Below are 25,646 nucleotides of genomic sequence, written 5' to 3'. Positions count from 1 at the left end.
ATGGCTGCATCGCAGCAGGGCATGACGGCAGGCGATCCGGCAGCGATCATCGATTCCGGGCCGATGTCGGGCTATCAATGGTCGATCGTCGCGACGATGGTCGCGCTGAACGCGCTCGATGGCTTCGACGTCATGTCGATCAGCTTCGCCTCGCCCGGCATTTCTGCCGCCTGGGGCATCGATCGCGGCGTGCTGGGGCTGGTGCTGTCGATGGAACTGGTCGGCATGGCGCTGGGATCGCTGACCCTGGGGCGGCTCGCCGATACCGCGGGGCGGCGCAACACCATTTTGCTGTGCCTGGCGCTGATGACCGTCGGGATGCTCGGCGCGGCGAGCGCGGGCGGCGTGGTCACGCTTTCGGCCTGGCGCGTGCTCACCGGGCTGGGCATCGGCGGCATGCTCGCGGCGATCAACGCGGCGGCGGCCGAGGCAGCGAATGCGCGCTACAGGCCGCTGGCGGTGGTCATCATGGCGGGCGGCTATCCCGTCGGTACGGTGCTGGGCGGGCTGGCGGCAACCCAGCTGCTCCAGCATTTCGATTGGCCATCGGTCTTCCTGTTCGGTGCGGCCTGGTCCGCGCTGATGATCGCGGTCACCTGGTGGCGGGTGCCCGAATCGATTGCCTATCTCGCCAGCCGTCAGCCCGAGGGCGCGCTGGAGCGGATCAACCGGACCCTGCAGACGATGGGGCACCGGACCGTCGAAAGCTTGCCGGCAGGCGGCGCCCAGACGGGCAGGGTGCCCTTGTCGCGGCTGTTCGCGCCCGAATGGATCACGGTCACTGCGGCGATGACGCTCGCCTATCTCGGCCATATCATGACCTTCTATTTCGTGATGAAATGGATCCCCAAGATCGTCGCCGATCTCGGCTATCCCCCGGCAGAGGCCGCAGGCGTGCTCGTCTGGGCGAGCATCGGCGGGGCGAGCGGATCGCTGGTGCTCGGCCTGCTGACGCTGCGCCTGCCGGTACGCAGCCTGACCATCGCCGCGATGCTGGTCTCCTGCCTCCTCGTCGTCATTTTCGGCATGGGCCAGGGCGATCTGGCGCGGCTGTCGATGGTCGCGGCCGCCGCCGGTTTTGTGACCAATGCCGGTGTCGTCGGGCTCTATGCGCTGGTGGCGACCGGCTTCCCGGTCGCGCTGCGCGCCTCGGCGACAGGGTTCGTCATCGGCGTAGGACGCGGCGGATCGGCACTCGCCCCCGCGCTCGCGGGCCTGCTGTTCGCGCTGGGCTATGGCCTGCCGGTGGTCGCGCTGCTGATGAGCCTCGGCTCCGTCCTCGCCGCCGGTGCACTGCTGATCGGAAAGAATCAGGCGGCCTGATACCGGCTGGTCCGTCCCCGGCCTAGAAATCGTAGGTCAGGGACGCCTTGAAGGTACGCGGGGCACCCAGTTGCAGGTCGGGCCGGAAGCTGTCGAAGGCCGAGGCCCAATAGTCGGCATCGGCAATGTTATCCACATTGAAGCGGAAGGTCAGCGGCTTGCCGGCAAGCACCGTCACATAGCGCGCGCCCAGATCGACACGGGTCCAATCCTGCAGGAACAGGCTATTGCCGATATTGGCTGCCTGCTCGCCGGTATGCACCACACGCCCGGTCAGGGTCAGTGCGGGGATGAAGGGCACATCCCATTCGACATTGGCGTTGAGCGTATATTCGGGCACGCCCACCGCCTGTGCGCCATCGCTGACGCCATTCTGGGTCCGGCGCAGCTTGGCGTCGATCACCGATCCGCCGCCGATCAGACGCAGCCCCTCGGTCAGTTCGCCCGCGACGGTGAATTCGATGCCGCGATGACGCTGGATGCCGAACGGGCCGAATTCCAGCGTACCGGCATTGTCCGGGTCGGGCCGCAGGATCGCGGTTTCGCGGTCGATCTGGAACAGCGCCAGTGACAGATCGATCGCGCCAAGCCTGAGCTTTCCGCCGACTTCATATTGTTCGGAGACGAACGGCGGGAGGATATCGCCCGCATTGCTGACCGGCAGAGCCGCGCCGCCCGAGGGATTCGCACCGGTCAGCGGTGCCGCAGCGCCCTGGACCAGTCCCTCGATGCGGTTGGCGTAGAGCGACAGGTTTTCGGTCGGCTTGATCACCAGCCCGAAGACGGGCGTTACCTTGTCCTCGTCATATTCGCTGACCAGCGCGCCTGTGGCGTTGGAATAGGATTTGGCGTTGATCACCTGCAGCCGGAGACCCGCCGTGAAGAGAATGCGGTCATCCCAGAAACCGATCGTATCCGAGAAGAAGGCGCTGGCCAGCCGGGTGCGCGAGATCGGGAAGGGATCGTCCAGATTGCCACCGACAAAGGTCACCCGGGTCGAGGGGGTGACTTCCACCGGAGCGTAGAGATTGTTGCGCTGCGCAGATATGTCGAAGAACCGGAAAGCGTTGCGGTTGACCAGCCAGTTCATCGATCCGCCGAAATTGAACTCGTGGCTAATGCCGCCGCCGCTCAGCTTCGCGCGCGCGCCGATGGTCGCGGCCTCGTTATTGTCGGTGCGCGGGATGAACGAGCTGCTGACCGTGATGTCGCCGTTCAGGTTGACCAGGGTCGGGGTGCTGTAAACGCCCTCTTCCGATCCATCGCGCGCGCCGAATGCGGCATAGACCATGACATCCTTGGCGACGTCGTATTCCATGCGGAACTGCCCGAAAATGTCGCGCAGCGTCGTGTACTGCCAGGGCTGGCCGAAATTGGTGCCCGCATCGGGCGCGTCGGGGATGGCCGTAAGCGTGTTGACGCGCAGCTTGGGGCGGAAATGCGACACCTTGACCCGCTGATAGGCAAGGTCGAGCATCGCGCGGAACGGACCCGAATTGTAATCGATGGCCGCTCCGAGCAGATAGCTGCTGCGAAATTCGTCGTCGATCGAGGCATCGCCCGCGCGCGCGGTGCCATTGATACGGATGCCCCACTCGCCGTTCCTGCCGAAGCGCCGTCCGACATCGAACCCACCGCCGACATGCTCAGGCCCGGTAATGCCGATCGTCGCGCGGGTGATCGGGTCGGCGGTGGCGCGCTTAGGGATCAGGTTGACGCTGCCGCCGATGCCGGTGCCTCCGGGCGCTGCGCCATTGAGGAACGCGCTGGCACCGTTCAGGACCTGCACCGATTCATATAATTCCGGCGCGACAAGCTGCCGCGGGGTGATGCCGTACAGTCCGTCAAAGCCGATATCGTCACCCGCCAGCGCGAAGCCACGGATGACGAACAGTTCGCCCGCGATGCCGAAACCGGTGGTGGTGCGGATGGTGGGGTCGTTCTCCAGCACCTGGCCCAGGGTCTGCGGTTGCTGGTTGAGGATCAGCGCGGCGTTGTAGCTGCGGATCGCGAACGGGATGTCCGCTGCATCCTTGTCGCCGAGCACCCCGGCACTGCCTTTCAGTTCGACGCCCGACTGGTTCTGGCGCTGGGCGGTGACGATGATCGTTTCCCTGTCCTCTGCCTCCTGCTGCTGCGCCAGGGCGGGGCTGGCGAGGCCAATCGCTCCGAGCGCGGTGGCGGCAAGCAGGGCAGGGCGGAACGAGAAACTCTTCACGGCTTGAATTCCTTGGATTGAGAAGTGCAAAGATCAGGTGCGGCGCGTGCGCATCGCCCAGAAGACGGCGGCAACCGGCGCGCTGAGCGCGGCCCAGGAAGCGGCATCGCGCCAGCCATCCCCGGTGAGCGCGACGACAAGCCCCGCAAGGCCGATGCCGAAAATGGCGAGCGGCCAGGCGAAGATGGCGCGGAGCGATCGCGGGCGGGTCATTCGGCGGGCTCGGCAATGGCGGCTGGCGACCGGGCTTGCGCGGGGCTGCTCGTCCGGCCCCTGGCCAACCAGAGATAAAGGCCCGTACCCAGCACATGCATGGTGAACAGCGTCAGCGCGGCCCAGAGCAGCTTGAGCGGCAGGCCGCCATAGTCGCCGAAATGCAGCGGCCGTGACAGCGATAGCGCCTGATAATACCAGGGCATCTGCCGGGCGTCGGTAAAGCGGCCGGTCTCCGCGTCGATCAGCGCCGGGGTCAGCAAACGCTCGGTCAGCGGACTGTCGCCTTGAAAGAACACGGCATAATGGTGGTTGGAGCTGAACGTGCCGCCGGGAAAGGCAATGAATTGCGGGTTGTTGTCCGGCAGCTTGGCACGCGCCGCCGCCATCGCCGTGTCGAGCGAGCCATAGCGCGCAGGATCGAGCGGCTCGCGCCCGGCATATTCGCGCGTCATCTCGGCGAGTTCGTTGGCCTTCCACAGTTTCTCGATCGGCACCGCGAAGGCGTTGATCACTCCCGTCAGTCCGACCACCAGCATCCAGGCCAGCCCGACAATCCCCAGCAGATTATGGTAGTCGAGCCATTTGGTGCGGGCGCTGCGGCTGCTGCGCAGCGCGCCGAAGTCCAGCTTGCGCATGAACGGCGCATAGAGAACCACGCCCGAGACCAGGGCCGCGACAAAGGCGATGCCCATCACGCCCAGAAACAGCATGCCGGGCAGGCCAAGGAACATGTCGGTGTGCAATTTCAGCAGGAAGTGCATCACGCCGCCGTCGCTTTCCGCCACCTTGCCGATCAGCTTGCCGGTCGAGCGGTCGAACGACTGGATCGTCATGTCCGCCGCTGGGGAATCGGGGCGCGGCCCAGTGGTGATCGTCATCGACGGCTGGTCGTTGTCGAATGCCATGTAGAGCGGCACTTCGCCCGGCCGATTGGCGAGCGCCCGCGCCAGCATGTCGTCCAGCGACAGCAGGCCCTTGCTGGTACCCGACGAGCCGATGCCGGGCATCCCGAACACCGGCTGCTCCTCGGTCAGATAATCGATCTCGTCGTGGAAGATCAGTGGCAGCCCCGTGATGCACAGCATCAGCAGGAATGCGGTGCACGCCAGGCTCGTCCATTTGTGCACGATGGCCCAGGTCCTGATCGAGGAGCGGGTCATGGTCTGTCCGCGAAGCCTGTTACGACGTCCGCATCATGTTCTTCACAGTGCACAAGCATCGCCAATCCCGATTCCATCGGGCTGGGGAGCTATCGCAACCGGCAGATTGCGTCAATGATAATCATTCGCATCTATCGGACGGAAATCGGTTGCGAATATCACGCAGAAGCGGCGTGCCCTGCTTCGGCTTTAGGTGTCAGGCAGGGCATCGCCGCGGGGTTTTCCGAGCAGTGCTAGCGCACCGGTTCTTCAAACCCCACGAACACGGCGGCCTCATCGACCGACTTGCGCGTGGAAACCACCGCGTTCGCCGGGAAGCTCTCGTCCGGCCACCCCAGGGCGATGCTCTTCATGATCACCTGATCGTCCGCGATCCCCGCATGTTCGCGCACGACCGGTGACTGCATGATGCCCTGGCTGTTGATGACCGTGCCGAGCCCGCGCGACCACGCCGCGTTGACCAGGGCCGTCGCGACAGCGCCGCAATCGAATGGAGTATCGTCGCTGCCATCCAGTTCGCGGTCATAGGTGATGATGATGCACACCGGTGCATCGAACTGACGGAAGCCGCGCAGAACCCAGTCCTGGCGGGCATCTGCGTCGTCGCGCGCGATGCCCATTGCAGAAAACAGCTGCTTGGCGACCCCGATCTGCCGGTCGCGATGCGGTCCGGCAAAGGGCTTGCCGGTGCGGAATTCGCGCGACTGCGGCACGCCGGCGATCATCCTCTCGGTATTGCCCTGCCGGATCCGGTCGAGTGGTTCGCCGGTAATCACGTAGAAATTCCACGGCTGGGTGTTCATCGAAGATGGCGCGCGCATCGCGATCCGCAGGATCTCCTCGATCAGAGCGCGCGGCACCGGATCCGGTTTGTATCCACGGATGCTGCGGCGACCCAGAACGACCTCGTCAAAATGCATGCAGGCTCCTTTGAATGCAAAGCCTGTTCATGAACCAAGCTGGGCGGCGTGGAAAGCCCGGTTTCGGGACCTCGAGCCGAGGAATTCACTCCCGCTACGGTCATCTGCTCGGAAGCCCTCGAACCTGGCTTCGGACCTGTCTGCAAAGATTATGCAGGGCTTTGTGCGAGAACCGGCTATGGCTGGTACGGTCGTCCTCCTGAAGCGATAGGTCTGTTCGTGCGATCCGATACCGGCAAGCGTGTCCTGCTGCTCCACAATGCCAAATCGCGTCAGGGCGAGGCTGCACTCGGGCCGGTGCGCGCGCGGCTGGAAGCGGCGGGCCTCTCGGTCATTGTCGAGCCCTTCGCCAACCTGCCCGAAATCGCGCGGGACATCTCCCGGCTGCATCAATCGGCCGATATCATCGTGGTGTGCGGCGGCGATGGATCGATCTCGTCGGCAGCCCCGGCGGTGATAGAGAGCGGGCTGCCGCTGGGCATCATTCCGGCCGGAACCGCCAACGACCTTGCCCGGACGCTGTCCATCCCGCTCGATTTTGCTGCCGCCGCAGACGTGATCGTCGCCGGGCACACACGGCAGATCGATGTCGGGATGGTCAACGGCCATGCCTTTTTCAACGTCGCCAGCATCGGCCTCAGCAGCGATCTGGCGCAGAAGCTCGATCCTGCGATCAAGAAGCGCTTCGGGCGGCTGGGCTATGCGGTCGCCGCGCTGCGGATCCTGGCCGGGGCACGGCGCTTTCGCGCGAGGATCATCGAGAAAGGCAGCGGGATCAGGGTCAAGACCTATCAGATCGCGATCGGCAACGGGCGTCTTTACGGGGGTGGCAATGTCGTCGAACAGACCGCCGCGATCGATGATGGGTCGCTGGACCTGTACAGTCTGGAGATGCGCAACCTTTGGAAGCTCGCCTTGATGGTGCGCGCCTTCCGCACGGGTACGCATGGCGCCTGGAAAGAGGTGAGGACCGCCCGCTGCGTCGAGTTCGATATCGAGACGCGGCGCCCCATGCCGATCAACACCGACGGGGAAATCGTCACCGCGACGCCAGCGCATTTCAAGGTTCTGCCCGGCGCGATTACTGTCCTCGCTCCTGCAGCGGTCGCCAGGCAAGGCGTGGCTTTACGCCTGTTTCATCGCTGAACCCCAGTCAGGGGCTGTCTGATCGCGGCGATGAGTGGCGGAGCGGGAGGGATTCGAACCCTCGATACGCTTTTGACGTATACTCACTTTCCAGGCGAGCGCCTTCGACCACTCGGCCACCGCTCCGCATGTCCTGGAAGGCGACCCCCTATATCCAAGCGGTGCACCGCGCAAGCGGTGTTTGCACCGGAGGGGCGCGCTCAGGAGACGACGTGATAGCCCAGCACGAGGCCCGAAATGCTGACCTGTTCGGGCCGGGTCTCGACATGCTTGAGCGTCAGCGTCGCGCGGGCGCCCTCGGTCAGGAGGATCTCGCTGCGTTGCGCGACATCCTCGCCCAGCTTGCACGTCAGGTTCATCTCGTCGCCGAAAACATCCTCGTCGTCGATGTTGAGCACCTGCCCATAGCCGATGCCGATCGACGCATAGAGCTTGCGTTCCTCGGGCAGCACCATGTTGGCGGCGTTCAGCTGACGCATGATGCCGCGCGCGGCGCGCACCGCGTCGTCGGTATCATCGAACAGGCAATAGAGATTGTCGGCCTCGGCCTTGATCAGCAGCCCGCCATGATCCTCGATCTCGGGCAGCGCGAGGCGCTTCATCTGGTGCACCATCAGCAGGAAGGCGGCGACGCCATGGCGCTGGGTGGTGCGCGAAAAGCCGCTCATGTCGAGCACCATGACCGCGCGGGTTTCCCCGAACACCTGGTGGATGCGTTCGGCGATCGATGGCAGGTTTTCAGGCTGTTCAATCATCTCGTCGAGCAACCGGTCGAGCGTGGTGCGGCTATTGCGCAGTGCCAGCGGCGTGTCGTCGTCTTCCTCGTCTGCCCCCGTCATGCCCACCCCCCTCGATACGCGCCTGCAGCTTGCACGGCGGACGGCGGTTTCGCAAGCCGGTGCGCCATGTTAGCGTCCGCGCCATGACAGCCACCCGACTCCGCTCCACCGCCCTGCGTTTCGCCGCATCGCTCTTGCCCCTGACCCTGCTGGCCGCCAGCGATCCGCCGCCGGCCAATCCGGGGCCGGGAGACATTATCGCCGCCGCGCCGCAAGGCGACTGGGTGCGTATCCCGGCGGACGATCTGCTGGTGATGGACCTTGCGCCCGATGCGAAGGGCAGGCCGCGCCGCGTGGTCATCCAGCTGATGCCCGCGCCCTTCAGCAGCGGCTGGGTTAGCAATATCCGCAAACTGGCAGCCGCGCACTGGTGGGACGACGCCGCGATCGTGCGCGTGCAGGACAATTATGTCGTGCAATGGGGCGATCCCGATGCGGAGGACGAGGCGAAGGCCAAGCCGCTGCCTGCGGGAATCGCCAAGGTGCCGGAAGGCGAATATGTGTTCGATCGAAAGGGCGTGAACATCGCTGCCGGTAACAGCGGTTCCGAGCCTTGGACGGGTCCCGACGCCTATGCCAAGGCGCTGGGTTTCTCCGGTGGCTGGCCGCTCGCCGGCAACGACGATCATGTCTGGCCCGTCCATTGCTACGGCATGGTTGGCGTCGGTCGCAACCTGTCGCCCGATACCGGGTCGGGCGCAGAGCTCTACACCGTGATCGGTCATGCGCCGCGGCATCTGGACCGCAACATCGCTTTGGTCGGGCGCGTGGTCGAAGGGATCGAGCACATGTCGAGCCTTCCGCGCGGTACCGGTGCCCTGGGCTTCTACGAAAGTCCCGAAGAGCGAACCGTCATCCGCTCTGTGCGGTTGGCCACCGAGTTGCCGGAGGCGGAGCGGCCGAGGCTCGAATATCTGAACAGCAGCAGCGAGTCGTTTGTCGCCTATGCGCGTGCGCGGGCGAACCGGAAGGACGCCTTTTTCAATATCCCTGCTGGCGGCGCGGATATCTGCAACATTCCGGTTCCGATTCGGAAAATTACGCAATAAAGTAATAAAATAACAAAACTGGTCGCGGAGGATCACAGGCAGGAGTAAAGGGCGGGACAAACACAACCAGCAGGAGAAGACTGTCATGCGCGTTGGCACCGTCAAGGAAATCAAGAACCACGAATATCGCGTCGGCATGACGCCCGAAAGCGCCCGCGAACTGGTGCAGCACGGGCACGAGGTATGGGTGCAGTCGGGCGCGGGCCTGGGCATCGGTGCCAAGGACAGCGATTATCAGCGCGCTGGCGCGAAGCTGATCGAGACTGCCGCCGAAATCTTTGCCGAATGCGAGATGGTGGTGAAGGTCAAGGAGCCGCAGTCCATCGAGCGCGCGATGCTGCGCGAAGGACAGATCCTGTTCACCTATCTGCACCTCGCGCCCGATCCGGAGCAGACGAAGGATCTGGTCGATTCCAAGGCGGTGTGCATCGCCTATGAGACGGTGACCGATGCCAGCGGCGGTCTTCCGCTGCTCAAGCCAATGAGCCAGGTTGCCGGGCGCATGTCGATCCAGGCGGGCGCGACGGCGCTCGAAAAGGCGCATGGCGGGCGCGGCATCCTGCTCGGCGGGGTTCCGGGCGTGCTGCCGGGTAATGTGTGCGTGATCGGCGGCGGCGTGGTCGGCTTCAATGCGGCGCAGATGGCGGCAGGGCTGGGCGCGGACGTGACGATCCTCGACCGCAACCCCGAGGTGCTCGAGAAACTCGGCTATTATTTCGAGGCGCGCGCCAAGACGCGCTTTGCCAATGTGTCCAACGTCGCCGATAGCGTCGCCAATGCCGATCTCGTGATCGGCGCGGTGCTGATCCCCGGCGCCGCCGCGCCCAAGCTGGTAACGCGCGAGATGCTGGGCACGATGAAGCCTGGCGCGGTGCTGGTCGATGTAGCGATCGACCAAGGAGGGTGCTTCGAGACCAGCCATGCCACCACCCATGCCGATCCTACCTATGTGGTCGACGGCATCGTGCATTATGCGGTGGCCAACATGCCGGGCGCGGTGGCGCGCACCAGCACCTATGCGCTCAACAACGTCACCCTGCCGCACATGCTGCGCATGGCCGACAAGGGCTGGAAGGACGCGCTGCGCAGCGATCCGCACCTGGCGGCAGGCCTCAACGTCTGGAACGGGCGGGTGACCTACAAGGCAGTGGCGGATGACCTGGGTTATGCCTATTGTCCGCTCGAAGAGGCGCTCGCCTGAAGCGCCGCACGCGCAAGGAGAGCCGCCGATGATCGCCGACCACCAGAAGCCTATCGATTCCCCGTTCGGCCGCCATAGCGAACCGCATGAGGTGCTCGAAGGCATCGACCTCAAGGGCAAGGTGGTGATCGTCACCGGCGGCTATTCGGGGATCGGGCTGGAAACGGTGCGCGCGCTGGCGGCAGCGGGCGCATCGGTCACCGTGCCGGCGCGCGATACCGAAAAGGCCAATGCGGCGCTGGCAGGCATGCCCGGCGATATCCGCATCGCGCTGATGGATCTGGCCGATATCGCATCGGTCAAGCGGTTCGCACTCGGCTTTGCCTCCGACAACACGGCGCTCGATCTGCTGATCAATAATGCTGGCGTCATGGCCTGTCCGGAAATGCGGGTGGGGCCGGGCTGGGAGCTGCAGTTCGGCACCAACCATATGGGCCATTTTGCGCTGGCGACGACCTTGCTGCCGCTGATCCAGCGAACGGAGAATGCGCGGGTGGTGGCGCTGTCTTCCACCGGGCACAAGCTTTCGGATATCCGCTGGGACGATCCCAACTGGACCGATGGCAGCTATGACAAGTGGAAGGCCTATGGCCAGTCCAAGACCGCGAACAGCCTGTTCGCGCTGGGCATGAATGCGCGGTTGAAGGAGAGCGGCGGCGAGGCTTTCGCGGTGCATCCAGGCGGAATCTTCACCCCGCTGCAGCGCCATCTGCCGACCGAGGAAATGATCGTGCTCGGCTGGCTCAACGAACAGGGCGAGATTTCCGACGGCGCCCGCGCCATGTTCAAGACGCCGAGTCAGGGCTGCACGACCACGCTCTGGGCGGCGACCAGCCCGCTGCTCGACGGCAAGGGCGGGGTCTATTGCGAGGATTGCAACATCGCTGCGCTCTCGGGCGAGCAGCCGGTGCGCTATCGCGATGTCGAGCCGCACGCGGTCGACCAGGACAGCGCCGAACGGCTGTGGGAAATGAGCGAGAAGCTGCTGGCGCAGGCCTGACCAACAGCTCTAGCGAAATTCCGCAAAGGCGATCACGCGGCGGAAGCCGGCGCGGCATTGCGGCTGGCCGTCGATCACCTGCGCCTCGTGCCAGATCTCACCCGAATGATAGCCCCAGCGCGCCAGCCGCTGCATGGGGCGATCGGTCATCCGGCGGCCGAGCCATTGCGCGAGCGCGGGCTTGAGCGCGGCGCGGGCTCGGGCCGGCGAACCGCAATCGCGCGCGCCGTGCCAGCTATCGACATTGCGGGCGAGATCGGCCTGTACGCGGTGTACACTGCCCTTGAGGGCTGTATCGCTGGGCGAGGCAAATTCCAGCCGCTGCGCGCGCGCCGTTCCACGCGGCACCATGAGCGCGAGCGCTGCCACCGCCAGAATCAGCAGCAGGACCAGCCAGGTTCGCGCCATGGATCGCTCCACAAGGGATCATCGGTGGCCTGATCGCCGATGCGCGGGCACGAAGGTTGGCCAGCAGCCGTTTTGGGTCGACGAATTACCCCGCACACCGTCGATCAGACCGCTACCAGTCTAGGCGCGATGATGCCTATCGCGGCTGTGGCATATTGTCGCAAATGACGGGAAATCGCAGATATATCGCCCGGTGCGGCGTTACATCAGGACAGATCGACCCTGGGTGTCGCGATGACCACCTTGCGCAGCAGCCGCTGCACCTCGGCATCGCCGCGCCACTTTTCCGCGATGCGCTTGTTCAGCGTTGCCGAATACCAGCGCTCGCCCAGCGTCGCTGCCTGCTTGAGCAGGGTCACCAGGGTCGCGCGGTCACCCATGCACGAGGCGTGGAAGGCGGGCGTCATGCGGGTCTTGCGCTCGCCCTCGGCAAATTCGCGTCGCGCCTCGGCGACTAGGACCAGATGCGCCGTGGACGGATTGCGCTCGATGGCCGCATCGAGCTGGGTAGACAGGCGCTTCATTTCCGGTACCCCGCGCAGCGCCGCCAGCGCGCGATATTCACGCGCATAGGCCTTGATGTCGCCGCGCGAGATATGCGCCCAGGCCAGGCAGTTGCGGATGGTGGCGTCCGAAGGATATTGCGACTTCAGTTGCTCGAGCTCCATCACCGCGCGCCGGTCGCGCCCCGCCTGCCAGTGCGCACAGGCGCGCTCGACCGCGATGGCGGGGGTTCCGGGCAGCAGCAGCTGCGCGGTATCATATTCGCGCTGCGCGGCGGCATCCTGGCCGAGATCGGACAGGACATTAGCGTACCAGAAATGGGTCAGCCCGTCGCGCGGGTCGAGCGCGAGCGCGCGGCGGAAGGAATCGACCGATCGCTGCGCATCGTAGCTCCACCAATACTGGATGAAGCCGTTGGCGCGATGCGCCGCCGCGAGCTGGTTGTCGAGCGCGAGCGCCTGTTCGACCGCCGACTTGGCGGCGCTGTACGCCCGGCTTTCGGTCGCCGCGCCATATTCGCGATAGATCAGCCAGGCCTCGGCCAGGCCCGCATAGGCCGGGGCGAAATCCTTGTCCGCGGCGATCACCTTTTCGTACAGCGCGATGGCACGGCGCAGGTCCTCGGGGGTGCGCCGTGCCCACAGGTCGCGCGCGGCGACATAATCGTCGGTAACGGTTTTGTTGTGCGGCAGGGCTGCGGCCCGCTCGATCGGCGACGGGCCAGGCGCGAGCATGTCAGTCAGCATGACGGTCGCAACGACCAGCGCGCCGATGGCGGTGACCACGCTTGCACCGACGAAAAGGCGTTTGCCCCCGCGCGCTGCCGGGGAAGGGGCGACGCTCGAAGGCACGGCATTCTGCGGCGGCGGGTCGCTTGCTGCCGGAACCTGCGGCGGCGGCTGATCGGCCGGACTGTCCAGGTCGCGCTGCTCCGCACGCCCGGCCCAGGATGCAAGCTCATGCTCATAGGCGAAGACCGAACCCTGCTTGCCGCCGGGCAAACGGTGCACGGGCAGGTCGCGTTCGCGCGCCCATCGCATCACGGTGGTGCGGTCGCGGCGAAAATAGCCCGCAATGGCCTTCCAGCCATCGAGCCTGCGCTCAGTTTGATCCGGCTGGCTCAAGAAAATTGCCCGTTAATGACCGCATCACCCGCATGACGGCACGGTTCGACCGATCAACCCCGCGCCCTGTCGCTTTGCCTATCGGCAGGCTGAGCCGCCTGTCCAGACATTATGTTATAAATCAGGCATATCGCTGCGCTATTTTGTATCTGTACGGCGCGCTCCCGCGATGCGGATGGCAGGAATGCTGGCTGATCACGAGGTTCGTCGAAAAACACCGCACGCGCAGTGGGCACTCTGGCCAAGCTTCCGGGGGAGCGGCGCGCAGCGGCAGCTGGCCAGCCGTCATGTGGCCGAATCGATCATGACCCTCTCCGGCTCGAGAGCTGCGACTCTAGGGTCGGTGCACCGAATGTCTTGAAGGAATGGTAGCGGAGGAGGGACTTGAACCCCCGACCTACGGATTATGATTCCGCCGCTCTAACCAGCTGAGCTACTCCGCCATCCCGGCAGGCACGGGCCATTGGCCGGTGCAGGTCGCGCCCTATAATTGGACGATGCGCCGCGGTCAAACCAAATTGCACTTTGTCTGCGCCAAGAATTGCCTGCGTCGCTTGCGGGCTTGTTTTCCGCGACCGCAACCGGCAGATGGCTGGCGATGCCGTAAGGGCAGGGGCGGGATCTTGAGGAGGGAGTGCCGTGCAGGACAGCTATGACATCGCGATCGTGGGGGCAGGCCATGCCGGAGCCCAGGCCGCGATCTGCCTGCGCCAGATGGGCTTTGAGGGCACGATCGGTCTGATCGGCGACGAATCCTTCCCTCCCTATGAGCGGCCGCCGCTCTCCAAGGAATATCTGGCGGGCGACAAGCCGTTCGACCGCATCCTGCTGCGCCCCGAAGCCTTCTGGACCGAGCGGAGAATTGACCTGCAGCTCGGCAAGCGCGTCACCGCGGTCGATCCGGTGGCGCACAGCCTGACGCTGAGCGGCGGTGCGAGCGTGGGCTATGGCACGCTGATCTGGGCCACCGGCGGCACCCCGCGCATGCTCGATTGCCAAGGCAGCAATGCGCGCAACGTGTTCGCCGTGCGCACCCGCGCCGATGTCGACAAGATCATGGCGCGCATGGAGACGACCCAGAGCATTGCCATCATCGGCGGGGGTTATATCGGGCTGGAAGCGGCCGCGGTGATGCGCAAGCTCGGCAAGCAGGTGACGCTGATCGAGGCGCTCGATCGGGTGCTGTCGCGCGTCGCCGGCCCCGCGCTGTCGGCGTTTTTCGAGGAAGAGCACCGCGCGCACGGTGTCGATCTGCGCACCGGCTATACCGTCGACCATATCGAAACCGATGATTCTGGTCATGCCGTTGCGGTGCAATGCGGCAATGGCGAGCGGATTGCGGCGGACATGATCATCGTCGGCATCGGCATCATCGCGCAGACGGGCCCGCTGATCAGCGCCGGAGCGGCCGGCGGCAACGGCGTCGATGTCGATGAATTCTGTCGCACCAGCCTGCCGCATGTCTATGCGATCGGCGATTGCGCCGCGCATGCCAATGCATTTGCGAACGATCGGGTCATCCGGCTGGAATCGGTGCAGAATGCCAATGACCAGGCGAAGGTTGCCGCAGCGCACATTCTCGATCAGGCGCAGGCCTATAACGCGATTCCCTGGTTCTGGTCTAACCAGTATGATCTCAGGCTGCAGACCGTGGGCCTTTCGGTCGATTATGATCAGGAGCTGGTGCGCGGCGATCCGGCGAGCCGCAGCTTCTCGGTCGTGTATCTGCGCGGGGGCAAGGTCATCGCGCTCGATTGCGTCAATGCCACCAAGGATTATGTCCAAGGCCGCAAGGCCATTCTCGACGCTATCCCGCTCGATCTTGAACAACTCGCCGATGCCAGCGTGCCGATCAAGGAGGTTGGCCACGCCTGAGCCTTTGTTTTTAGCGAAATCCGGCAAAAAATGTGCGAACCAGGAAACAATCTTGCCCTATCATGGGTTAACCAGCTAGATACGAAGTAACCATCGTATACGGTGTCCCCCAGGTTTCTGCGAGTTAGCCATTCCGCTTTCCGTTCGCCCCACACGAACGTTTCTTGCGCGCTATGCCGTTACCGGCCTGGCGGCGCTGGCGCTCGCCGGTTGTTCTGCGGGCGATGAGGGCAAGGGGCGGCAGCGCCCGACGCCAGAGGTCGGCTTTGTTGTCGCGAAAACCAGTTCGGTGCCGGTCGCGGTCGAGCTTGCAGGCCGCATCGCCGCGTTCGAGATGTCCGAGGTGCGTCCGCAGGTCACCGGCCTGATCCGGCGGCGTTTCTTCACCGAAGGCGCCTATGTCCGCGCCGGGCAGACGCTGTACGAGATCGACCAGCGGCTCTATCGCGCGGCGACCGCCGAGGCCAGCGCCAACCTCAACAGCGCCATCGCCAATGCCGAGGCCACGCGCATCCGTGCCGAGCGTCTGAAGCCACTGGCCGAAGCGCAGGCGGTCGCGATGCAGGACTATGTCGATGCGCAGGCCGCCGCGCGCCAGGCCGCCGCCGCGGTGCAGCAGGGCCGGGCGCAGGTGCAGACCGCCAATGTGAACCTGCAGTTCACCCGCGTGCCTGCGCCGATCAGCGGTCGCATCGGTCGTTCGCTCTTCACCGTGGGTGCGCTGGTCACGGGCAACCAGGTCGAGCCGCTGGCGGTGATCCAGGGCGTCGATCCGGTGTTCGTCGATATCCAGCAGTCGAGCGCCGATCTGCTCGCGCTGCGCCGCTCGCTGGCGCAGGGTGGGGCAGTGCCTGCGAGCGCCGAGGTGTCGCTGATCCTCGAGGATGGCAGCGAATATGGGCCGCGCGGGGTCGTGCAATTCTCCGAAGTGATGGTCAACGCCGCCACCGGAACGGTCACGCTGCGCGCCCGCTTTGCCAATCCGCAGGGGCTGCTGCTGCCGGGGATGTTCGTGCGCGCGCGCTTTGACCAGGCGATCAACACCAACGCCATCCTGGTGCCGCAGGCCGCGGTCACCCACAATGCGCGCGGCGAGGCGAGCGTGTTTGTTGTCGGTACCGGCAACAAGGCAACCGAGCGCAAGGTCAAGGCCGAGCGCGCGGTCGGCAATGACTGGGTCGTGACCCAGGGTCTCAAGCCCGGCGACAAGGTGATCGTGCAGGGTCTGGGCAAGGTGAAGCCCGGCGCGCCCGTCCGTCCCGTCCCCGCCAGCAAGCCGCAGGTGATCGCGGCACCCCGACCCGACAAGAAAAGCTGAGGCGCGGCGATGTCGCGCATCTTCATCGAACGGCCGATCTTTGCCTGGGTGCTGGCGATCATCACGATGCTCGCCGGGATCGGCGCGATCTATCTGCTGCCGGTCGAGCAATATCCCGATGTTGCCCCGCCACAGGTCAATATACGTGCGACCTTTCCCGGCGCTTCGGCCGAGACGCTGGAAAACAGCGTCACCCAGATCATCGAGCAGCAGCTGACCGGCATCGACGGGCTGCTGTATTTCAACTCGAGCTCGACCTCGCGCGGGCAAGTGACGATCAGCGCGACGTTCGAAAAGGGCACCGATCCCGATATCGCGCAGGTTCAGGTGCAGAACCAGGTGCAACAGGCGCTCGCCCGGTTGCCGCAGCAGGTGCAGCAGCAGGGGTTGCGCGTCACCAAGTCCAACCCGGACTTCCTGTTCATCGTCGGCGTCTATGACGAGACCGACCGCAGCACCAATATCGACGTTTCCGACTTTCTCGTCTCCAACTTGCAGGACACGCTGTCGCGCATCGAAGGCGTGGGCGAGACCAATGTGTTCGGCTCGCAATATGCGATGCGCATCTGGCTCGATCCGGACCGGCTAGCGTCGGTCGGGCTGATGCCGGGCGACATCATCACCGCGATCCGCAACCAGAATACCGAGGTCGCGGCAGGCGAGGTCGGTGGCCTTCCCCAGCCCGAGAGCAACCGGCTGAACGCGACCGTGACCTCGCAATCGCGGCTGCGCACCGTTGACGAGTTCAAGGCGATCATCCTCAAGTCGGAGCAGACCGGCGCGATCGTCACGCTGGGCGATGTCGCTCGGGTCGAGCTGGGCGCGGAAAACTATTCGGCGTCGAGCCGCATCAACGGTCATCCGGGCGCGGGCCTTGCGATTTCGCTGGCGCCCGGTGCCGACGCGCTCGCCACCGCAGATCTGGTCAAACAGGCGGTTGCGGACGCCAAGGCGAGCTTCCCCCCCGGTTACAATGTCGCCTATGCCAATGATTCGACGGCCTTTATCCGCCTTTCGATCGAGGAGGTGGTGCAGACGCTGATCGAGGCGGTGATCCTGGTCGTCATCGTCATGTTCGTGTTCCTGCAAAGCTGGCGTGCGACACTGATCCCGACCATCGCGGTGCCGGTGGTGCTGCTCGGAACCTTCGCGATCTTCTATCTCGCCGATTTCTCGATCAACACGCTGACCCTGTTCGGGCTGGTGCTGGCGATCGGCCTGCTGGTCGACGACGCGATCGTCGTGGTCGAGAATGTCGAGCGCCTGCTCGAGGAAAATCCCGAGATGACGCCCAAGGAAGCGACGATCAAGTCGATGGGCGAGATACAGGTCGCGCTGGTCGCCATCGCCGTGGTGCTGTCCGCCGTGTTCCTGCCGATGGCGTTTTTCGGCGGGTCGACCGGGGTGATCTATCGCCAGTTTTCGATCACCATCGTTTCGGCCATGGTGCTGTCTGCGCTCGTCGCATTGATCCTCAGCCCCGCACTCACCGCGACGCTGCTCAAGCAGAAAAGGCATGACGGCACCGATCCGGAGAGCCGCATGCACCGCTTCTGGCCGTGGGGCGCGGAAAAGCTGGAACGCGCGCAGCACTGGTTCAACCATGGCTTTGCGCGCGGGACCGATCGCTATGTCGCCGCGGTCGAAAAGGTGGTCGATCGCAAATGGCTGTTCCTGGCGATCTACGCGATCGTGCTGGTGCTGCTGGTGGCGCTGTTCGTGCGGCTGCCCACCGGCTTCCTGCCGATCGAGGACCAGGGCGCGGCGCGGCTGCAATTCCGTCTTCCCGCTGGTGCCACGCAGGGCCGCACGCGCGAGGTGCAACTGGCGATCGAGAAATATATGCTGAACGACGAGCGCAAGAACATTGCGGTGATGTTCAGCGTCGCCGGCGGCGGGCAGGGCGCGGCGGGGCAGAATACCGGCCAGGGCTTCGTCAATTTCGTCGACTGGTCCGAGCGTACCGGCAAGGACGACAGTGCAGATGCGATTACCGAGCGCGCCAACAAGGCGTTTTCGGCTTTTCGCGACGCGCAGGTCAACGTGCTGGTGCCTGCGGCGATCCGCGGCCTGGGCCAGACCAACGGCTTCAGCCTGCAATTGCAGAACACGAGCGGCATGAGCCGGGAAGAGTTCGCAGAAGCGCGCGACAAGCTGCTGGAATTGGCCGAGAACGATCCCGTCCTGGCAGGGGTTCGGCTCGGCGAGCTGCCCGATGTGCAGACGCTGCAGGTCGATATCGACCAGCCCAAGCTGGCGTCACTGGGGCTGAACCAGAACGACGTGAACACCACCTTGTCCGCTGCCTGGGGCGGACAATATGTCAACGATTTCATCGACCGCGGACGGGTCAAGCGCGTGTTCGTGCAGGCCGATGCGCCCTATCGCGCGACGCCCGACGATATCGGCCGATGGTTCGTGCGCGGCAATGACGGCCAGATGGCGCCGTTCAGCGCCTTTGCCCGCACCCGCTGGTCGACCACCCCGACGACGCTGTCGCGCTTCCAGGGCTATCCCAGCTTCCAGTACGAGGGCCAGGCGGCTCCGGGGCAGAGCTCGGGCGCGGCGATGGACCGCATTGAGGAACTCGCTAAGCAGATTCCGGGCGTGAGCGTTGCCTGGTCGGGCCTGTCGTTCCAGGAGCGGCTGTCCTCGGGCCAGGCTCCCTTGCTCTATTCGCTGTCGCTGCTCGTCGTCTTCCTGTGCCTTGCTGCGCTTTATGAGAGCTGGACGATTCCTGTCGCGGTGATGCTGGTGATCCCGCTCGGGCTTGTCGGAGCAATCTTCGCGGTGACGCTGCGCGGGCTGGAAAACGACGTGTACCTCCAGATCGGCCTGCTCACGACGATGGGGCTTGCGGCGAAGAACGCCATCCTGGTGATCGAATTTGCCGAACAGGCGGAAAAGCGAGGCGCGCGGGTGATCGATGCGGCGCTGGAAGCGGCGCGCCTGCGTCTCCGCCCGATCCTGATGACCAGCCTTGCCTTCATCTTCGGCGTGCTGCCGCTGGCCTTGTCGAGCGGGGCAGGCGCAAACAGCCGCATCGCCATCGGCACCTCGGTGATCGGCGGCATGCTGACCGCGACGGTGCTGGCGATCTTCTTCATCCCGCTGTTCTTCGTGCTCGTCCGCCGGACGACGCGCGACACGCTGAAGAAGCTGCATATCGGCGAGCCGAAGCCCGCCGGAATCAGCTCGGGTGAGGGCACTGCATGAAACGTGCTGGTCCCCTGATCGCGCTGGCGCTGCTCGCGGGCTGTTCGATGGCACCCAAATATGTCCAGCCGGACCTGCCGGTACCCGCCTCCTGGCCGGCGGGCGATGCCTATCTCGCGCAAAGCGAAGCCGCGCTGCCGGTGATGAGCTATCGCGAGGTCTTTGCCGATCCGCGGCTGGTGCAGGTGATCGAGCGGGCGCTGGCCAACAATCGCAACCTGCGGGTGGCAGCTGCGAATATCGAGGCGGCGCGCGCGCAGTTCCGCATCCAGCGCGCGGCGCAGCTGCCGCAGATCAGCGCGCAGGCCAACCGTACGCAGTTCGATAATGGCACCGCCAATCAGAACCGCAATCAGGATATCGATATCGGCAACAACCCGTCGGCGAGCCGCTCGACCGCGGGCACGCGCTATACCGCCGATCTCAGCACCACCGCGTTCGAACTCGACCTGTTCGGGCGGTTGCAGTCGCTGTCGGATGCGTCGCTCAACCGCTATTTCGGCACCGAAGCGGCGGCGCGCGCGACCCGGCTGACGCTCATCGGCGATATTGCCGATGCTTGGCTTACCTATGCCGCCGACAGGTCGCTGCTCAAGCTCGCCGAGGACACCGCCGCCAACGCACGCGAGCGGGTGAAGCTGACCCGGCTGCGGCTCGATGGTGGCATCGCCCCGCGCACCGATTTGCGCCAGGCCGAGCAGATCCTCGCGACGGCCGAGGCCGATATCGCGCAGCAGCGCACGGCATTGGCGCAGGACATCAATGCGCTGCAACTGCTGGTGGGCGCGCCACTCGACGAGGCGCTGCTGCCGCAATCGATCGCCGATGCAGGCGACGCGGTGCGGGTGCTGCCCGCCGGGCTCGATTCGACCATATTGCTGCGTCGCCCCGATGTGCTGCAGGCCGAATATGAACTGCGCGCCGCCAACGCGGAGATCGGTGCAGCGCGCGCCGCGCTGTTCCCGCGCATCACGCTGACCGGGCTGGCGGGCCTGGCGAGCAACGCGCTCTCCACCCTGTTTACCGGCGCGGCGTTCAACTATTCTGTGGGTGAGACGGTGCGCTATTCGATCTTCGCCGGGGGGGCGGCGCGCGCAGGCGTCGCGCAGACCCAGGCGCAGCGCGATGCGGCGCTGGCGGGCTATGAAGGCGCGATCCAGGCGGCATTCCGTGATGTTGCCGATGCGCTGGCGCGGCGCGGCACGATTTCCGAGCAGTTGCGCGCCAACCGCTCGTTCGTCGATGCGGCGGAGGACAGCTTCCGCCTGACCGACATGCGCTATCGCGGTGGGCTCGACAGCTTCCTCACCAGCCTCGATGCGCAGCGCTCGCTTTATCAGGCGCAGCGCACGCTGCTGACGACGCAGCTGGTCGAGGCGAGCAATCGCGTGACGCTCTACCGCGCGCTGGGCGGGGAGACGGTGGAGCGTCCCGACGTCTCAAGGCCCTGATGTCGCGCGTACCCCCTGCCTGAGAGGGAGGGGCGCAGGTCGGCAGAGTCCGCTAACCCTGTAGAACCCCTCAGCCCTTGGGGCGCTTGGCAAAGGGCTTTGCGCCTGGCTTGCCCGCCGGACGCGGTTTGCCATCGAAGCGGGGCTTGCCGCCAGGGCCGCCAGCGCGTGGCGCATCGCTGCGCGGACCGCGTGCAGGACGATCGGCATAGGAGGCGCGATCGGCCTGGGTCTTCTTGTCGCCAAAGGTCTTGCGGTCACCAAAGGGCTTCTTGTCCCCGAACGGCTTCTTGTCGCCGAAAGGCTTGCGATCGCCCGCAGGCTTGCGGTCGCCATAGGGCTTGCGCTCGCCATCCTCGCGCGGCGGGCGGCGGTCGCCATCGGTGCGCGCTTCGTAGCGCGGCCTCAGCGGCGCATTGCTGCGACCCGTTTTGCCCGATCCCGATCCGCCACGGCGATCGCCACGCGGCGGCGGACCCGAGCGCGGGCGATAGGCGGGAGGACCATCGGCGGCGGTGATCATCACGCTGCCCTCGTCGCCATCCTCGCCGCCCGAGGTGCGCTTGACCGCCTCGGCGAAGCGATCCGCAACCGCACGCGGGATTTCGAAATGGGTGCTGTCATCGCCCAGGCGGATCGCGCCGATCTCGCCGCGGGTGATGTGCCCCCGGCGGCAGAGCAGCGGCAGCAGCCAGCGCGGATCGGCATTCTGGCGGCGGCCGATGTTCATCTCGAACCAGATCGTGTCCTCGAAGCCGGGGCGGGGGCCACGCTCGCGCTGCGGCGGCGGGGCCGAGGCATCGAGCAACTCTTCGGGCGCGGGCATCTGTGCCCGGTGCGCCTGGACCAGCATCACGGCGAGGTCCTCGGCGCTGCGTTCTGCCAGCAGCGCCTGGGCGAGTTCGCGGTCGGCCTCCTCGGCCTCGACGGGCGCACGGAGCCGCTCGAGCAGGCGCTCGCGATCGGCCTGGCGGATGTCTTCGGCCGAAGGCGGATTGATCCATTGCGCGGGGATGTTCGCGCCGCGCAGCATCTGTTCGAGGCGACGACGGCGCGGATAGGGCACGATCATCAGCGCGGTGCCCTTCTTGCCCGCACGGCCCGTGCGGCCCGAACGGTGCTTGAGCGTATCGGCATCGCGCGGCAGCTCGACATGGATGACCAGCGACAGGCCGGGCAGATCGATGCCGCGTGCGGCGACGTCGGTCGCCACGCAGACGCGCGCGCGGCGGTCGCGCAGGGCCTGCAACGCCTGGTTGCGCTCGTTCTGGCTGTGCTCGCCCGACAGCGCGACGGCGGAGAAGCCGCGCTCGATCAGGCTCGAATGCAGATGGCGGACATTGTCGCGCGTCGCGCAGAACAGGATTGCGGTCTCCGCCTCGTACAGGCGCAGCAGGTTGACCACGGCATTTTCGGTGTCCGATGGCGCGACTGTGCAGGCGATATAGTCGATATCGCCATGGCCGCGCTCTTCACTGACCGTCGAGATACGGTGCGCATCGTGCTGATAACGCTTGGCCAGAGCCACGATCGGCTTGGGCATGGTGGCCGAGAATAGCAGCGTCCGGCGACCTTCGGGCGTTGCGTCGAGAATTTCTTCGAGGTCTTCGCGAAAACCCATGTCGAGCATCTCGTCGGCCTCGTCGAGCACCGCGACCTTGAGCGCCGAGAGATCGAGTGCGCCGCGCTCGAGGTGATCGCGCAGGCGCCCAGGCGTGCCGACGACGATCTGCGCACCATAGCCGAGGTTGCGCCGCTCGCGCGAGGCGTCCATGCCGCCGACACAAGTCGCGATGCGCGCACCGGCAGGGCCATAGAGCCACATGAATTCGCGGCTGACCTGCAGCGCCAGTTCGCGCGTCGGCGCGATGATCAGCGCCAGCGGCGCCGTGCCCTGGCGAACGCGGCCATCCTCGCCGATCAGCTCTGGCGCCATCGAAAGCCCGAAGGCGACGGTCTTGCCCGATCCGGTCTGCGCCGAGACGATCAGGTCGCGGCCCTGCGCTTCGGATTCCAGCACGGCCTGCTGGACGGGGGTGAGCGTGTCATAGCCGTGCGCATCAAGCGCGTCCGACAGAACGGCGGGAACGGTATCAAAAGGCATGGGATTTCAATTCGTGTGATGATGCGAAGGTTCCGCATCATCGGCGAAACCGCGCGCGAGGCCCAAAATCCGGCTTCGCTGCAAGGCTGCGCCCCTAGCGGATTTGCGGCGCGGGCACAATCATATTCGCCCGAGACCCAAGCCCCTCATTTGTATTGCCTCCGATTTGGGTGTATCCTTCTGCCACAAGGAGAGGTGGTTTGGGGATCAAGGCGGCATTAGCTGTTGCAGCGGCGTTCATGGGGGCGCTGGTCCTGCCGGGCGTGGCGCAGGCGCAGGAAGTGGGCGATTGGGTGCTTTCGCCATGGCGCGGCAGCAGCGTTCTCTATCCGGGCGTGATTGAATCGCGGACCGGCACTCTGGTTACCATCCGCTTCGACGATGGCGATGTCGAGACGCGGCAGGCCAGCACGGTCCGGCGGTTCGACTGGCAGCCCGGCAGCCGGATTGCCTGTCTGTGGAGCGACAACAAATGGTATGCTGCGACCATCCGCTCGATCGCAGCGGACGGCTTCACGATGCAAATCCGCTACGATGACGATGGCACGATCGAGAACACCAACACCGGACGCTGCCGCACCCGCTGATTGGGCCTAATAGGTCGCCATCAGGCCGCGCGCGCCAGCGCTGGCGCTGCGTGATACGAGCCGGTTTGCTGCAGCCGGAAACGGCTGATTTCCTGCGCCAGGGTGCGCGACTGTTCGGCGAGCGACCGGGCGGCGGCGCTGGTTTCCTCGACCATCGCGGCATTCTGCTGGGTGATGCCGTCGAGCGCGCCCACGGTGCCGTTGACCTCGCGCAGCCTCGCCGCCTGGCTTTCCACCGATCCGGCAATGGTCGCCACGAATTCGCTGATCTGCAGGATGCGCGTGGTGATCCGCTCGAGCGTCTCACTGGTTTCGCTGACCACCGACACGCCCAGCGCAATCTGCTCGTTCGACGCGCCGATCTTGGTCTTGATGTCCTGCGCGGCATCGGCCGAGCGCTGTGCAAGCGCGCGCACCTCGGATGCCACCACGGCAAAGCCCTTGCCCGCCTCGCCGACGCGTGCTGCCTCGACGCCGGCATTGAGCGCGAGCAGGTTGGTCTGGAACGACAGCCCTTCGATGACTTCGATGATCTGGTCGATCTCGCGCGCCGAATGCTCGATATTGGTCATCGCCACGCGAGCGCGCTCGACGATACCGGCCGATTTTTCTGCCTCGCCCTGCGCTGCGTCGAGGACATGCCGCGCCTCGACCGCGCGATTGGCGGTGTCTGAAATGGAGTCGCTGACTGTGCGGATGGTCGCCACGGTGTCGTGCAGCGTGGCGCTCTGCCGTTCTGTGCGATCGGCCATGTCGTTCGACGCATGGCTGACATCGCCCGCGCTCTCGTCGATGCGCGTCGCCACGCCCGAAATCTTCTCGAGCGACTGGCGCATTCCCTCGAGCGCATCGTGATAATCGGCGCGAAGCTGTTCATATTCTTCCGGGAAGGCCTGGTCGATTCGCGCGGTCAGGTCGTTGCGCGCCATCGCCTTGAGCCCCCGGCCGAGCGCGCCGATGACCTGATTCTGCTTGGCGGCGATGGCGTCGCGGGTGCTGGCGGCTTCCTGCTCCAGCCGTTCGGCCTCGCGCCTGGCTTCGGCCTGCCGCTCGATCATCTGTTCCAGCTGCAGCGAGATCTGTATGAGCACCGCTGCCTCGATCAGCACGATGACGGCATGCAGCAGGACGCGCGGCAGGTCGGCGCCATCGGGAAAGACCCAGGCGGGGATCAGCAGGTTCGCGCCCAGATGATGCACCGCGATCACGGCCGTGCCGGCGACGATCGCGCGCCAGTCGCACATCACCACCAATGTGGCCAGCAGTGCGAAGAACACCATATGGACGTCCATCTGCAGGCTGGATCCGGCTGCCTGATAGAGCATGATCGCGGGATAGACGGGCATGGTGCCGCCGAGAATGATGCGTGCGGTGCTGTCGGCACGGCCGCTGCGCACGATCACGCTCGGAATAAGGGTGACGGCGACTGCGATAGCAACCGGAGCCCAGCCACTGGCGGTGTACAGGCTGATGCCGGCGATCACGGCCACACACAGCCATGCGATGACGATCAGCGCGAAGGCGCCATTCTTGCGAATACCTGTCAGTTCCATGCGACGCTCAACTCTTCCTGGGTGTAGAGGACAAACTGCCGCAGAAAATTGCGGGTGCCTTGATGACAAGGCCGTTATGATGCCAGGCGGCTTCGGTGACCTGCTTGCGCTTGCCATAGACCAGGATCGAACCGGGCAGGGGGCCTGTGCCGATCAAGGCGGCCCCGTTACCCGATGCCCAGCTTATCGTCTGGCCCATGCCTTCACCGTCCAGCGGAATGACCATCATCGGTCCTTCCTCGGGTGGCGCCAGCATGGCAGCCAGCAGCGCGAGCGTCACTACCGCCCCCTGAACGAGCACGGCAAGGCTGATCCCGCTATCAGCTGGCCGTGCAGGGCCTTGTAAGGGAGGCAAAGACGCCGACATCGCCGATACCCATCGGCCGAATTGGTAAATTTTCGCTTATGCAAAGCGATCGCACAAAGAAATATCC

At 65.3% G+C, this 25,646-nt stretch carries 20 protein-coding genes and 2 tRNA genes; 10 read left to right on the top strand and 12 right to left on the bottom strand.

The window, feature by feature from the left end; all coding sequences use genetic code 11:
• Entirely contained in the window at window positions 1-1,323 is a 1,323-nt protein-coding gene (locus AX735_RS01345; RefSeq protein WP_231749977.1) for an MFS transporter, read from the top strand.
• Window positions 1,324-1,345: 22 nt separating this feature from the next.
• Here AX735_RS01345 and AX735_RS01340 read toward each other — a convergent pair whose 3' ends face one another.
• The 4 genes from AX735_RS01340 to AX735_RS01325 all read right to left on the bottom strand — a co-directional run bounded on the left by AX735_RS01340 (window position 1,346) and on the right by AX735_RS01325 (window position 5,837).
• A complete protein-coding gene (locus AX735_RS01340; RefSeq protein WP_066274427.1) occupies window positions 1,346-3,541 on the bottom strand; it encodes a TonB-dependent receptor in 2,196 nt (731 codons plus the stop codon).
• Window positions 3,542-3,574: 33 nt separating this feature from the next.
• Entirely contained in the window at window positions 3,575-3,754 is a 180-nt protein-coding gene (locus AX735_RS01335) for a hypothetical protein (RefSeq protein WP_066274424.1), read from the bottom strand.
• Entirely contained in the window at window positions 3,751-4,917 is a 1,167-nt protein-coding gene (locus AX735_RS01330) for a PepSY-associated TM helix domain-containing protein (protein WP_066274421.1), read from the bottom strand. Before AX735_RS01330 ends, AX735_RS01335 begins: the two co-directional genes overlap by 4 nt.
• A gap of 233 nt (window positions 4,918-5,150) precedes the next feature.
• On the bottom strand, window positions 5,151-5,837 hold the full coding sequence (locus AX735_RS01325) for a nitroreductase (RefSeq protein WP_066274418.1): 687 nt from the start codon (window positions 5,835-5,837) through the stop codon (window positions 5,151-5,153).
• Between the two features lie 219 nt (window positions 5,838-6,056).
• On the opposite strand from AX735_RS01325, the gene AX735_RS01320 reads away from it, so the two are divergent.
• On the top strand, window positions 6,057-6,983 hold the full coding sequence (locus AX735_RS01320) for a lipid kinase (RefSeq protein ID WP_082750861.1): 927 nt from the start codon (window positions 6,057-6,059) through the stop codon (window positions 6,981-6,983).
• A 35-nt stretch (window positions 6,984-7,018) separates the two neighbouring features.
• Here the strand turns inward: AX735_RS01320 and AX735_RS01315 are convergent.
• A tRNA-Ser gene (locus AX735_RS01315) sits at window positions 7,019-7,109 on the bottom strand.
• A 74-nt stretch (window positions 7,110-7,183) separates the two neighbouring features.
• On the bottom strand, window positions 7,184-7,822 hold the full coding sequence (locus tag AX735_RS01310) for an adenylate/guanylate cyclase domain-containing protein (protein WP_066274417.1): 639 nt from the start codon (window positions 7,820-7,822) through the stop codon (window positions 7,184-7,186).
• 83 nt (window positions 7,823-7,905) lie between these two features.
• Here AX735_RS01310 and AX735_RS01305 point away from each other — a divergent pair, with 83 nt between their 5' ends.
• The 3 genes from AX735_RS01305 (at window position 7,906) to AX735_RS01295 (ending at window position 11,072) form a co-directional block, all read left to right on the top strand.
• On the top strand, window positions 7,906-8,871 hold the full coding sequence (locus AX735_RS01305) for a peptidylprolyl isomerase (RefSeq protein ID WP_066274416.1): 966 nt from the start codon (window positions 7,906-7,908) through the stop codon (window positions 8,869-8,871).
• An 85-nt stretch (window positions 8,872-8,956) separates the two neighbouring features.
• Complete coding sequence (ald, locus tag AX735_RS01300; protein WP_066274413.1) at window positions 8,957-10,072, top strand: alanine dehydrogenase; 1,116 nt, start codon at window positions 8,957-8,959, stop codon at window positions 10,070-10,072.
• 28 nt (window positions 10,073-10,100) lie between these two features.
• Window positions 10,101-11,072 (top strand): oxidoreductase, encoded by a 972-nt coding sequence (locus AX735_RS01295; protein ID WP_066274410.1) that lies wholly within the window; start codon window positions 10,101-10,103, stop codon window positions 11,070-11,072.
• A 9-nt stretch (window positions 11,073-11,081) separates the two neighbouring features.
• Here the strand turns inward: AX735_RS01295 and AX735_RS01290 are convergent, their stop codons facing one another.
• The 3 genes from AX735_RS01290 to AX735_RS01280 form a co-directional block, all read right to left on the bottom strand.
• Window positions 11,082-11,480, bottom strand: coding sequence for a hypothetical protein (locus tag AX735_RS01290; RefSeq protein ID WP_066274408.1), 399 nt, complete (start codon window positions 11,478-11,480; stop codon window positions 11,082-11,084).
• A gap of 206 nt (window positions 11,481-11,686) precedes the next feature.
• On the bottom strand, window positions 11,687-13,108 hold the full coding sequence (locus AX735_RS01285) for a tetratricopeptide repeat protein (RefSeq protein WP_066274405.1): 1,422 nt from the start codon (window positions 13,106-13,108) through the stop codon (window positions 11,687-11,689).
• Between the two features lie 366 nt (window positions 13,109-13,474).
• Window positions 13,475-13,551, bottom strand: a tRNA-Met gene (locus tag AX735_RS01280).
• Between the two features lie 196 nt (window positions 13,552-13,747).
• Between AX735_RS01280 and AX735_RS01275 the strand changes: the two genes are divergently transcribed.
• The 4 genes from AX735_RS01275 to AX735_RS01260 all read left to right on the top strand — a co-directional run bounded on the left by AX735_RS01275 (window position 13,748) and on the right by AX735_RS01260 (window position 20,968).
• Complete coding sequence (locus tag AX735_RS01275) at window positions 13,748-14,983, top strand: FAD-dependent oxidoreductase (RefSeq protein WP_066274403.1); 1,236 nt, start codon at window positions 13,748-13,750, stop codon at window positions 14,981-14,983.
• A 196-nt stretch (window positions 14,984-15,179) separates the two neighbouring features.
• Window positions 15,180-16,301, top strand: coding sequence for an efflux RND transporter periplasmic adaptor subunit (locus AX735_RS01270; protein WP_066274401.1), 1,122 nt, complete (start codon window positions 15,180-15,182; stop codon window positions 16,299-16,301).
• Between the two features lie 9 nt (window positions 16,302-16,310).
• Window positions 16,311-19,517, top strand: coding sequence for a multidrug efflux RND transporter permease subunit (locus AX735_RS01265; protein ID WP_066274399.1), 3,207 nt, complete (start codon window positions 16,311-16,313; stop codon window positions 19,515-19,517).
• Window positions 19,514-20,968, top strand: a complete 1,455-nt coding sequence (locus AX735_RS01260; protein ID WP_066274397.1) for an efflux transporter outer membrane subunit — start codon at window positions 19,514-19,516, stop codon at window positions 20,966-20,968. The genes AX735_RS01265 and AX735_RS01260 overlap by 4 nt, the downstream gene beginning before the upstream one ends.
• Window positions 20,969-21,038: 70 nt before the next feature.
• Here AX735_RS01260 and AX735_RS01255 read toward each other — a convergent pair whose 3' ends face one another.
• Complete coding sequence (locus tag AX735_RS01255) at window positions 21,039-23,072, bottom strand: DEAD/DEAH box helicase (RefSeq protein WP_066274391.1); 2,034 nt, start codon at window positions 23,070-23,072, stop codon at window positions 21,039-21,041.
• Window positions 23,073-23,272: 200 nt separating this feature from the next.
• Between AX735_RS01255 and AX735_RS01250 the strand changes: the two genes are divergently transcribed.
• The gene (locus AX735_RS01250) at window positions 23,273-23,659 is read left to right on the top strand and encodes a hypothetical protein (protein ID WP_137775579.1); all 387 of its coding nucleotides are present in this window, start codon (window positions 23,273-23,275) and stop codon (window positions 23,657-23,659) included.
• A gap of 20 nt (window positions 23,660-23,679) precedes the next feature.
• On the opposite strand, the gene AX735_RS01245 is transcribed toward AX735_RS01250, so the two are convergent.
• Window positions 23,680-25,212: a methyl-accepting chemotaxis protein gene (locus AX735_RS01245; RefSeq protein ID WP_066274388.1), complete on the bottom strand. Its 1,533-nt coding sequence runs from the start codon at window positions 25,210-25,212 to the stop codon at window positions 23,680-23,682.
• 7 nt (window positions 25,213-25,219) lie between these two features.
• Window positions 25,220-25,492, bottom strand: coding sequence for a hypothetical protein (locus tag AX735_RS24795; RefSeq protein ID WP_066274387.1), 273 nt, complete (start codon window positions 25,490-25,492; stop codon window positions 25,220-25,222).
• Window positions 25,493-25,646: the final 154 nt, after the last annotated feature.

Source organism: Blastomonas sp. CCH1-A6 (assembly GCF_001556365.1).
Taxonomy (GTDB): Bacteria; Pseudomonadota; Alphaproteobacteria; order Sphingomonadales; family Sphingomonadaceae; genus Blastomonas; species Blastomonas ursincola.
Note: the sequence above shows the minus strand (reverse complement) of the source record. Positions and strands in the feature narration are given on the sequence as shown.